The sequence below is a fragment of the Clostridium folliculivorans genome, assembly GCF_024341905.1.
In the GTDB taxonomy this organism is placed as follows: domain Bacteria; phylum Bacillota; class Clostridia; order Clostridiales; family Clostridiaceae; genus Clostridium_AR; species Clostridium_AR folliculivorans.
Window position 1 is genome coordinate 758,516 of record NZ_BQXY01000002.1, and the last position, 10,703, is coordinate 769,218.

The following is a 10,703-nucleotide window of genomic DNA, read 5'->3' on the forward strand; positions in this document are numbered from 1 at the left end:
ATTTTTAAGTAAATACGCAATACCTAATTAAAACAAGCTATTCATAGCATATTTTTACTCATATATATGCATATACATATACTTTAAAAACTGTAGCTTTTAAATATGTAAAGATAAACTATTTCTACCCAAAATCTATTTTCAAAACTATATGAGGATGTAAAAAATATAACTATTCTTTCTTGGGGGCTGTTGGTAGAGCATAACGTACAAGTGTAGTAAAACCTTTCGCAACCTCATATACCGAGTTATGGTGAAAGGATAGTAAAATTTCAAGGTCCATTACTAAGTTACACATCAATGTTTGTTAAGAAAATTTTTATATAAATTTATAATAAGTGAGGAGTATATTACAATGAGTCTAATAACTTTAAATGAAGAGAAATGTATTAAATGTGGAATGTGTGTGAAGGAATGCCCTACAAACGTAATAAAAATGGGAGATAACGGTCCTGTGGAAATTAACCCAGATGCATGTCTAGCCTGCGGCCATTGTGTTGCTGTTTGTCCTAAGGAAGCTATTGATAATAAGAAAACACCACTTTCAGAGCAAATTAGCATAAAAGATGCTCCAAAGCTATCTGCAGAGGAAGCTGAAAACTTTATAAGATCTCGTAGATCTATCCGCAGCTTTAATGATAAAAGTGTATCTAGAGAGAATTTATTGAAACTAGTTGATATCGCACACTACGCTCCAACTGCAAGTAATCTCCAAGGAGTGTCCTTTATAATTGTAGATGATAAGGAGGCAATAAAGAATGCTGTAAAGACTTCTGTTAACTGGCTTCAAAACCACCCTATATATAGTAAAATGTTTTCTGGTATGCTAAATGAATTTAATCAAACTGGCACAGATACTATTTTGAGAGATACACCAAGTCTTATACTAGCTATATCAGATAAAAACTTTTTTAAAGGAAGAGAAAACTCCATATTGTCTTTAACATACCTTGAACTGTTTGCCCCTTCACTCGGTCTTGGATCATGCTGGGCTGGAGTATTTGAATGTTGTGCCTTAAACGATGATTCTCCTCTTCTAGAACTCTTTAAGGTTCCAGAAGGAAAGAAAATCACTGGAGTTGTTATGGTAGGTCACCCTAAGCATTCATTTAATAGATTAACAACTAGAAATAACCTTGACGCAACTTTCTATGAAAAATAAACTTAAAAACTATGTTAAACACTTGAAACTACTAGCTTTAGTTAGGATTAAGATTTTATAATCTGTATTAAAAAAGATTGGATCTATTAAGTATCCAATCTTTTTGTTTCTAAAATATTAATAGTTTTTATACAAAGCTTTGTATTAGGGCCAAGGTGTCTAAGAAATCATTATATTTTTCCTCACCTATTGACTGTACAATCTTATTTTGAGCTTCTTGCCATAAAGGAATTGCTTCCCTCAGTTTATCTGTTCCACTTTTCGTTATAGATATACATCTCTTTCTCGCATCATCCTCTGCTGCTCTTACTTCTATGAATCCATTCTTTCTTAAAACCTCTATGCTACGAGTTACCGTTGTCTGATCCATTAATAATATTTCTGACAATTCACCTATCGTACTAGACTCACGAGAAGCGATATCCGCTAATAAGGCAAATTGTGTTGACTTTAATCCAATTGGTTGAAATGCTTTATCATAATAGAGAGTTGTTACTCTAGTTGTCATTCTTAAATTTCTACAAGCGCAATCTTTTATTTTCTTTTTATTCTCTTCAGTGAACATATGTAAAACACCTCCTATCATATGTACATACATATAATAAGCCTGCTTTGTTATTTGTGTCAAGTTCTCTAAGCTCCTTCTATCTTAGGAAAGAAAACTTGAAATTTATCTATCGACCTAATTCAACTACCAATCTATATATGTATATACATATATATTAGTATAAAATATTACTCATTTACAAAAATACAGTGATTGTTTCCAAACATAGAGCACTTATTGCAAGAAATGCATCTTGCTGGAGTTGTATCCCCTGATTTCCATCTACTAAAAAGATCCCTTTCACGAATCAATGGACGTGCAAATGAAAATAACTCAATTTCACCTTGATTAAGAAGTTCAGTAACCTTACTCAAATCCCTATTACCTCCTATAGCGATTACAGGTATCTCATATTCTTTTTGTAATTCTTCAGCATAGGAAAAGAAATAGGATTGATTGCGTGAATTTGTACGTGAATAACCTTCGCCACTGTTAGAAGAACGACTTCCACCACTTACCTCTACTGCAGTTAATCCAATTGACTTAAGCTTCTGGCATACATATTTACATTCCTCAAAAGTCATTCCACCTTCCATAAAATCTTCTGAGTTTATCTTTATAAGTACTGGATATTCAGCCCCTACTTTTTCTCTAACCTTCTTGAAGATCTCAACTAAAAATCTGCTTCTATTTTCTATTCCTCCACCATATTGGTCAGTTCTTAAATTATAGTAAGGAGTAAGGAATTTACTTATAAGATACCCATGTGCCGCATGCAGCTGTATTCCATCAAAACCTGCCTTCTTAGCTCTAAGTGCAGCCTCAGCAAATTCATCTTCAAGGATAAGAATCTCTTTTTCACTGATTTCTTCTGGCATGTTACCATATCCAATATCTTTAATAGCACTAGGTCCCCACATTGGTCTTTCAGGTTGATTTTCAGCCTTAGTTTGAGAGCCCACTGCTGCAAGCTGCATGATAACCTTCGAGCCATAGGAGTGAATCATATCAGTTAGTCTCTTATATTCCTCAATATATAAATCCTTGTCGATTCCAAGCTGCCAAGGAATCCATTTTTCTCTTGAGCTTACAGCTGCAAGGCTTGTTATGATTGTACCAACTTCACCTTTGGCTAAATCCTCATAAAGTTTGAATAATTTATCTGTAAGATGTCCTTCTGCATCTGCCATCCCTTCATAAGTGGCTGATCTCACCAATCGATTTTTTACTGGAATACCAGCTAAATTAGTTTCATCAAATAAAGACTTTACCATTATTATCTACCTCCAAAATATTATATGCATATACATATAATATCAAATCCTCAATATTTGTCAAATTCAACAATATGAAAATTGTAATTATAAGGAAAATTCCTTATTTTACTATTATCAATCAAAAGAATTTTAGTAAGAGTTTTTGATAAAGAACAATAAACAATTAAAGGAAGTTATACCTAACTCCCTTTAATTGAAACCCATAGTTTAGTTACTCATCTTTCATCAATATCCAATACCTCTGAACTATATTTCCATCGTACTTAAGTATCTCATTTTCAAGAACACTGTTATTTGCAATGACAGTTTAAGCAGAAAAAATTTGATTTTGAACATCATCACTTATATTCGCATTTAAAATTCGTAAACTGAGCATAATCGCTTGAGTTTGCTCCGTATGCATATAAACCTATGATAACACCAGTAAAGCCACTTGCAACTTCAGTGGATAGGTATCTAGTTTTTGCTGTTCCTAGAAGAATTTCTTTCTCTTCTGATCTGAGATAAAAGCTGTAGTAATTATTATTTGCATGAATAACCAATGAGGCATTATTATTTTCCAAAGCTGCAGTGTTTACTACTGACTTAACATCGCCTATATTTAATCTTTCGATGACCTCATAACCCTTATCAACTTTACGTATAGCTAGATCATAATGATGATCTTCATCCATGTATAACGTAATGCCTGTCTCACCATCTGAAATTGATACATCACAGGAAATTACTGCATTGAAATCCTTCTGACGAATTCCTATAAAGGTTGGAGAAGCTGCCTCATCAAGAGTTGTTTCTGTTCCCTTTAGCTTTAATGCACTTTTCTCAAAACTATAATTTTCATTGTGAGGATGTCGTAGATAACACCAATCCCTGTCCCATTCTGTGTTCTCAAAGGTATAAGATTTCTTGTCCATCTGTACCACTTCATCACTTATGCGATCAGTATCAATGGTCTTCAAGGTTGTACCATTATGCCCTGCCTTAAACCAGCCATCCTCATGAAAGGTAACTTCAGTAATAAAAACTTCACGTCCTAAGTGATGATACATTGCCCACTTATCTATTTGACGGAAACCTAGATGAAGCAGCCACCAATTTCCATTGTTATCTTGAATAAGATCTCCATGTCCTATTCCTTGTATTTCATAGCCGCCTAGATTACGATTTGTTAACACTGGGTTATGAGGATACGCTTCAAAAACACCATAAGGAGAATTACTACGTGCATAGGTTATCATATGCCCATATTCTGTCCCTCCCTCTGCTACCATGAGGTAATAGTATCCATTTATCTTATATAGATGAGGACTTTCAAGATAACGACCGCCTGAGCCCTGCCAGATTACCTGACTTTCTGTGAGTCTTCTGCCAGTTTCAATATCAATTTCACACTGATATATACCATTAACTCCGTTATCATCGGCTTTAGTACTCATAAAATATGTTTTTTCATCTTCAAAATACAAAGAAGGGTCTATCCCACCTTGATCTACAAAAATTGGTTCAGACCATTCTCCATAGATATTATCTGTCCAAACATAGAAATTTTGATTTGTTGTATTGTTAGTGGTAGTCATGTAGAAACGGCCATCATTATATCTTATGGTTGGAGCAAAAACTCCACCAGAACTATTTACCTTTTCAAGCTGAACTTGATCCTTTCTTGTGAGACAGTGACCTATCTGCTTCCAGTTAATAAGATCCTTACTTTCGAAAAGAGGAACTCCAGGAAAGTACTGAAAGGAACTACACACAAGATAATAGGTATCATCTACCTTGCAAACGCTGGGATCCGGATAAAAGCCTTTTATGATAGGGTTATTATACTTCATTTTCATACCTCCAATTATTGTTTAAAATGCTTGTTTATAGATAAACCAGTTATATTTGATATTAGGTGTATTTCTGTCTACTTAATGCTAAAATCGTTGCTAATGCTTTTTATTGTTCTACGCTTCAGCTATTATATTATGTAAATCTATATTCTAAATATATCTCAATTCATAATTGAATTAACCTCTTCCAATTCCCCTCTCATAAGCAAGAAAAGTTTTGAAAATATCTATAGGCTTAAATTGATACATCTTTGTAACTGGATATCTTTTGCAAAGGTTTTAATGATATTATAATAATATAAAAAGTTAATAAGTTCCTTAATTATTAGGACTAAGAATAGCATTATATGGACATTTTATAACTTCATCTTCCTGGGATTATTAACTATATAGCACTATATAGTTGAGGTCTTAAGCCCAAACAAAACAAATAGCTTTGTGCACAAAGCCAAAGCCATTTATTTACATAATAAACTTTTTATCTTTTTCTCATCTCTGATATCTGAGAGCAAACAATACTATACATACTTTCAACACCAGTTTTTGAGGCTTCAAAATTAAATGCATTATCTTCTATTATTCCAATGTTGTTAGCTTCCTTTGCAGCATCAATATTAGCTCCAAGAAATATAAACTTCCAATTATATTTTTCACTCTGGTGTGTTATAAGTTCTTTCACCTTTTCATAAGTAAATTCCTTGCTAGCATTCTCCATGCCGTCTGTTGTTATTACAAAAATAACCTTACTAGGTCTTTCTTCATCACTTGCATTTGACAGTCTATATCCAACATCAAGTATAGTCTTGCCCACCGCATCTAATAGAGCTGTAGTTCCACGTACAAAGTAATCCTTCCCCGTTAGTCTCACCTTACTTGCTTCAATCCCATTCCATAATATTTCATACTTATTATCAAATAATACAGTTGTTACAATGGTTTCGCCTTCTAGATGTCTCTGCTTTTCTATAAATGTATTAAATCCACTGATGGTATCCATTTCAAGCCCACTCATTGAGCCGCTCCTATCAAGTAAAAATATAATTTCTGTTAGATTATTATTCATGTTAATCATCCTTTCCTCTTCCTTATGATATAATATTAACTAAATTTATTGATCACTTGGTCGCCTAACAAGCGACATTTAGGAGGGACTAAAATGCTTGATAATAAGCTTTTAATTGAAATACAAGAATACATAGATACTCATTTAAATATAGTAATGTTTGATGTATGCCAATCTGAAATTTATTATGAGAATAACCTATGTGAAGAACTACCCAGCATTGAATTAGAAGACTTCATTAATAAGAATCGTATGCCAACCTTTCAACAAGTTCTATTTAAGCTCATTGACGCTAAGGCTTCAAATGAACTAGACATCTATAAAAAAGCTATGATTGACCGCAGACACTTCTCAAAAATCCGATCTAATTCTGATTATAGACCAGGGAAGAACACAGCCATAGCTCTTGTCTTAGCACTTGAATTAAATACGGAAGAAGCAGACAAGCTATTAAGCACTGCAGGTTATTCTTTATCTGACAGCGATACCTTTGATCTTGTGATTCAGTTCTGTTTAGAGAAAAAAATATATGATATAGATACAGTGAACGAAGCTTTAGATTATTTCAGTTTAAAGCCTTTAATTGGGGTAATAAAATAAGAGCCTAAATTATAGACTCTTATAAAATACATCCTATTAAACTGTATATCAGTCAAATCTCTATTTTCCAATTCTTTTTGCGTTTGCAGAATTAGGATCCCAGCGATCTGCTTTTAATTCTAAGTTATCCAATACGTCTTTTATGTTTGCTAATTCCAAATCACTTAACTCTATATCAGTGGCTTTAATGTTTTCTTCAATTCTGCTTAGTCTTCTGCTTCCCGGAATTGGTACTATAAATGGCTTTTGATCCATTACCCATGCTAAGGCAACCTGAGCTGGGGTAGCACCTTTTTCATCTGCAATTGTTTTAATCAATTCTACTAATACCTGATTTGCTTCCATGTTTTCTTTTCTAAAACGTGGTTGTCTACTTCTTGTATCATTTTCCGCAAAAGTTTGATTTACATCAATAGTAGCTGTCAAAAAGCCCTTTCCAAGAGGTGCAAATGGTATAAAACCAATTCCAAGTTCTTCAAGCAAAGGCAATAGTTCTTTTTCAGGTTCTCTCCAAATCATAGAGTATTCACTTTCTACAACAGTTAAAGGGCAAATAGCATGAGCTTTCTTGATGGTTTCAATTCCAGCCTCAGAAAGTCCCCAATGTTTGATTTTTCCTTCTTCCATTAATTCCTTCATAGTCTCTGCCACTACCTCGATTGGAGTATTAGGATCTACCCTATGCAAATAATATAAGTCTACATACTCTGTCTGAAGTCTCTTTAAGGAACCCTCTAAAGAAGCTCTTATTACCTCAGGTCTAGCATCTAATACTTGTGTCCCATTAACAACCTTAATCCCACATTTTGTAGCTATTACCACCTGATCACGATACGGTTTTAATGCCTTACCAACTAAGGTTTCATTGTAAATAGTTCCGTCATCGTTCTGATAGCATTCTGCTGTATCAAACATTGTAATTCCAGCCTTTACTGCCCCTCGGATAACCTCAATCATTTCTGCTTCGTCTGAAACTTCGCCAAATCCATGAGTCATTCCCATACATCCAAGTCCCATTTCTGATACTTCTAAACCTTTGCCTAAAATACGTTTTTTCATCTTAACCTCTCCCATCATTATAGAGTACTATAGCTGTCTCTTTATTGATAAATCTTATATTTCCAAATTTCCTCACCAGAAGCAATTCAGATTTTAAAAATTGCTTGTAATTCTAGTTTGTACAACCTTATTTCTTGCCCATACATCAACAGTACTCCTTGGTGTTAACTCCAAGTCAATAGATTTTTTTAAAATTCTTTTGTAAAATGAAAAGGTAAATTCTTCATTGCAATAATTAATTAGAAATGCTTATTGTGATATTTATATCGGTATAGCAATAAAGATTAATTGATGCTCTAATAGCCAGTAAAAACAACTATTCATGAATGTGGAGGGTAGCAGTATGGCAACCATAAAGCCCAATAAAATTTCTGCCAGCACAATAAAAAAGCACTTCATCCCGCAAAGATTAGTGCTTTTTCTTTGATTATTTACAGCTTTAATCCGCCTAATATTTTTAAAGTTTTCATGTCAAAATGTAAACTTTTTAAATTTATAACTTCATAACTTTTTAAATATTTAACTATTTACTCATGAAATGCGGGTTTGAAGAACTTTTGCTTCTTTAAGGTATCTGTTTATGAAACATATCATCTAGCATCATGATTTCTCTTTTTGCGCTTATTGCATGATTTCCAAGCAACACATCAATAGTAAAATCGTTGCTCAGCATCTTACGATACATTTCAATAATATTACTTTCAGGTACCTCTCCCATGGACTTAGTTTCTGGTGGAATTACTGGAATCCCTGCTTGCTCTACCTTTTGTAAGTTTTCTTTTAGCTCTGTGGCAATCTTAAGTAAAGTGCTTTCGCTCTTTGCTGTGTTTATATCCATCATGCCATCATTGGTATAAAAATTTTTGATAACTATTGCTGTGGCAGTATGGGAAATATGGAAGGCTTTAATATCTTTTTGTATTTCATAATGCAAAGCAGATGCTTCAAATATTTGTGCAAGCTCTTTAACTCTTTCGGTAACCTGTCCATTAATTTCACCAAAAATAGTTCCTTGATGCTTTTCAGAACCAAACTGTGCATATAGTATACCGTCTTTAAGATCTCCACCAGCACCAGGAAATCCAGGAAGCAATCTATCCCCTACTATTTCAAGCCAACGATCATATCCCATGGTGTTGGTCAAGGTAATAATATTTTTGCTCTTGTTATTCTTAATTGCAGACAATGCTGCTTCCGCCTGATCATAACGCACTGGAACAAATATAAAATCATAGATATCGTCATCTTCAAGCTTCTCTATTGTGCTAATTGCTATGTTTTTTATGGTGCCATTATCGTTATAAACTAGCCCATCTTTCTTAAGTGCTTCCAGTCTCTTTCCTCTAGCAAGCAATGTTATATCTAGTCCAGACTGTGCAAATCTAAGTGCATATATACTGCCTACTACACCTGCACCAAATACCAAAATTCTTTTTTCTTTTATGTTCATTACTATCCTTCCCTTCAGAAAATTATTGATGAACCACTTCGTATGTTTTTTAATTCTTTCACCAGAACCCGTGATATCTTTAATAATAGGTTTTGGATTGAAGCTATTCATCTTCACATGTTGTTTAAGCAACATCTGTATGATAGTATAATAGTACGACATTCATATGAGTACAATAATCAGATTGAATGAAAAGTTGCTTAGGCAACAGATTTCAATATTTGATGTTTTAGAAAGGAAGATATATATGGTAAATCAAGAAGATCCAAGAGTTCTGCGTACACGCCAATTAATAAAGGACTCATTCAGAATCTTATTACAAAAGAAAGGCTTTGATTCAATTACTATAAAAGATATTGCAGAAAAAGCTGCTATCAATCGCGCTACCTTTTATTCACATTATGAAGACAAATATGCTTTACTTGAGGATATCACAGAAGTGGCTTTTAACAATATGATTCCAGAACAAGTGCTACATGCTGAGGAGTTTAATGGTGAAACCTGCAACCAATTAATCTTAATGACCTACGATTATATTGTATCCTTTTATAAGACTTGCAGAATGGATTCAAAGTCTATTGCTACCATTGTTGATGAAAAGATTAGAAAAATGCTTCAGCAAATGATAGAAACTATATTTTCGAAAGATGCTACCTTCTCAATGAGAGATACCATTAATATAAAAATTATTTCAGCCATGACATGCTCAGCTATCTACAGTGCTGCTTATACTTGGCTTAAAGAAGGTGAAAATGAAAGACCTGATTTACTATTAGATATTGCTCGTACATATGTAATGAAGGGGTTAGACTTATATCGTAATAGTGATGTTTAATGCATTATTTTTACTGTCTAGAAAAGTATAAAGTTTAAAAATCACTGGTCTCTTCCAACCAGTGATTTTTCTTTATTCTATACTATTCAAATATCAACACAACTTCTTGACCTAAACTGCATTATTAAAATAACATTCGGATATTATAACCTTCTTTTTTCACTTGATAGGTCTCTTCTACGTTTTTTGATACTCGCAATATAGTCATCAATAGCTTTAATGTTATCTATATCTGAAGTACTCTTTAAAAGAGTATAATTAATCTCAAACTCTTTTATAGCCATATCAAGCCTAAACATCTGTTTTATAATTTCAGTACTCTTACTACGTCTACTATCAGCCTCTACCTTAAGAAGTTCCATATTGGCAGCCTTAATATTCTCAATGATTTTTTCTCTCACACTATCTTTTTTAATAGCGGAAAAAATTTTTATTATCTCAGTTAAATCATCGGTATTATATTCCATTAGTCAATTCTTCCCATCTGAGTAACTATCTCACTTATTACTCTTGAAAAGTCTTCACCTGACATATTTGAGTTATTAAATTGATAAAACTCTTTCATCATAGATTGGATAACTTTCATTTTTTCAACAACAGAATTTGTATCAGCATTTTTTCTCTCAGCATATGCTTTTGCTTCAGCTAATAAATTTTCTCTATCCTCTTTCATCTTTGCAAGGATAGCATCTGACTGTACTTGCATTTTTTTAATCTCAACAATATCTCCTGCCAAGCTTAGGATATTCTCAAAGTTATCTACGACCTTATCTACTACTTTATTACCTCTTTCAACCACAACAGGACCATTATCATTATTTGAAACTTTTTTCATCCTACGGCTTTCAACAAATTCAAATCCATTATCACTCATA

The 10,703-nt window shown here is 33.2% G+C and carries 11 protein-coding genes; 3 read left to right on the forward strand and 8 right to left on the reverse strand.

Translation table 11 applies throughout. The annotated features are described in order from the left end of the window. Nucleotides 1-355 precede the first annotated feature (355 nt). Nucleotides 356-1,162 carry a nitroreductase family protein gene (locus tag OCU55_RS09925; RefSeq protein ID WP_261852147.1) on the forward strand — a complete coding sequence of 269 codons (807 nt, stop codon included), beginning with the start codon at nt 356-358 and terminating at the stop codon, nt 1,160-1,162. 127 nt (nt 1,163-1,289) lie between these two features. On the opposite strand, the gene OCU55_RS09930 is transcribed toward OCU55_RS09925, so the two are convergent. The 4 genes from OCU55_RS09930 to OCU55_RS09945 all read right to left on the reverse strand — a co-directional run bounded on the left by OCU55_RS09930 (nt 1,290) and on the right by OCU55_RS09945 (nt 5,884). Further along, complete coding sequence (locus OCU55_RS09930; RefSeq protein WP_261852148.1) at nt 1,290-1,727, reverse strand: MarR family winged helix-turn-helix transcriptional regulator; 438 nt, start codon at nt 1,725-1,727, stop codon at nt 1,290-1,292. Between the two features lie 170 nt (nt 1,728-1,897). Beyond that, a complete protein-coding gene (locus OCU55_RS09935) occupies nt 1,898-2,983 on the reverse strand; it encodes an NADH:flavin oxidoreductase (protein ID WP_261852149.1) in 1,086 nt (361 codons plus the stop codon). Nucleotides 2,984-3,324: 341 nt separating this feature from the next. After that, nucleotides 3,325-4,818, reverse strand: coding sequence for a glycoside hydrolase family 43 protein (locus OCU55_RS09940; protein ID WP_261852150.1), 1,494 nt, complete (start codon nt 4,816-4,818; stop codon nt 3,325-3,327). 481 nt (nt 4,819-5,299) lie between these two features. Beyond that, on the reverse strand, nt 5,300-5,884 hold the full coding sequence (locus OCU55_RS09945) for a vWA domain-containing protein (protein WP_261852151.1): 585 nt from the start codon (nt 5,882-5,884) through the stop codon (nt 5,300-5,302). 93 nt (nt 5,885-5,977) lie between these two features. On the opposite strand from OCU55_RS09945, the gene OCU55_RS09950 reads away from it, so the two are divergent. After that, nucleotides 5,978-6,484, forward strand: coding sequence for a hypothetical protein (locus tag OCU55_RS09950; RefSeq protein WP_261852152.1), 507 nt, complete (start codon nt 5,978-5,980; stop codon nt 6,482-6,484). Between the two features lie 60 nt (nt 6,485-6,544). On the opposite strand, the gene OCU55_RS09955 is transcribed toward OCU55_RS09950, so the two are convergent. Together OCU55_RS09955 and OCU55_RS09960 are read right to left on the reverse strand one after the other, a co-directional pair. Next, nucleotides 6,545-7,543 (reverse strand): aldo/keto reductase, encoded by a 999-nt coding sequence (locus tag OCU55_RS09955; protein WP_261852153.1) that lies wholly within the window; start codon nt 7,541-7,543, stop codon nt 6,545-6,547. 565 nt (nt 7,544-8,108) lie between these two features. Beyond that, nucleotides 8,109-8,993 (reverse strand): ketopantoate reductase family protein, encoded by an 885-nt coding sequence (locus OCU55_RS09960; RefSeq protein WP_261852154.1) that lies wholly within the window; start codon nt 8,991-8,993, stop codon nt 8,109-8,111. A 166-nt stretch (nt 8,994-9,159) separates the two neighbouring features. Here OCU55_RS09960 and OCU55_RS09965 point away from each other — a divergent pair, with 166 nt between their 5' ends. Then, on the forward strand, nt 9,160-9,828 hold the full coding sequence (locus OCU55_RS09965) for a TetR/AcrR family transcriptional regulator (protein ID WP_261852155.1): 669 nt from the start codon (nt 9,160-9,162) through the stop codon (nt 9,826-9,828). A 143-nt stretch (nt 9,829-9,971) separates the two neighbouring features. Here OCU55_RS09965 and OCU55_RS09970 read toward each other — a convergent pair whose 3' ends face one another. Further along, the gene (locus OCU55_RS09970) at nt 9,972-10,295 is read right to left on the reverse strand and encodes a hypothetical protein (RefSeq protein ID WP_261852156.1); all 324 of its coding nucleotides are present in this window, start codon (nt 10,293-10,295) and stop codon (nt 9,972-9,974) included. Continuing rightward, a complete protein-coding gene (locus tag OCU55_RS09975) occupies nt 10,295-10,702 on the reverse strand; it encodes a hypothetical protein (protein WP_261852157.1) in 408 nt (135 codons plus the stop codon). The genes OCU55_RS09970 and OCU55_RS09975 overlap by 1 nt, the downstream gene beginning before the upstream one ends. Nucleotide 10,703: the final 1 nt, after the last annotated feature.

Coding starts and splice junctions, on each gene's coding strand:
- OCU55_RS09945 (WP_261852151.1), bottom strand. CDS start 5,884: ATGAATAATAATCTAACAGAAATTATATTTTTACTTGATAGGAGCGGC.
- OCU55_RS09960 (WP_261852154.1), bottom strand. CDS start 8,993: ATGAACATAAAAGAAAAAAGAATTTTGGTATTTGGTGCAGGTGTAGTA.
- OCU55_RS09955 (WP_261852153.1), bottom strand. CDS start 7,543: ATGAAAAAACGTATTTTAGGCAAAGGTTTAGAAGTATCAGAAATGGGA.
- OCU55_RS09940 (WP_261852150.1), bottom strand. CDS start 4,818: ATGAAGTATAATAACCCTATCATAAAAGGCTTTTATCCGGATCCCAGC.
- OCU55_RS09970 (WP_261852156.1), bottom strand. CDS start 10,295: ATGGAATATAATACCGATGATTTAACTGAGATAATAAAAATTTTTTCC.
- OCU55_RS09950 (WP_261852152.1), top strand. CDS start 5,978: ATGCTTGATAATAAGCTTTTAATTGAAATACAAGAATACATAGATACT.
- OCU55_RS09930 (WP_261852148.1), bottom strand. CDS start 1,727: ATGTTCACTGAAGAGAATAAAAAGAAAATAAAAGATTGCGCTTGTAGA.
- OCU55_RS09935 (WP_261852149.1), bottom strand. CDS start 2,983: ATGGTAAAGTCTTTATTTGATGAAACTAATTTAGCTGGTATTCCAGTA.
- OCU55_RS09975 (WP_261852157.1), bottom strand. CDS start 10,702: ATGAGTGATAATGGATTTGAATTTGTTGAAAGCCGTAGGATGAAAAAA.
- OCU55_RS09925 (WP_261852147.1), top strand. CDS start 356: ATGAGTCTAATAACTTTAAATGAAGAGAAATGTATTAAATGTGGAATG.
- OCU55_RS09965 (WP_261852155.1), top strand. CDS start 9,160: ATGAGTACAATAATCAGATTGAATGAAAAGTTGCTTAGGCAACAGATT.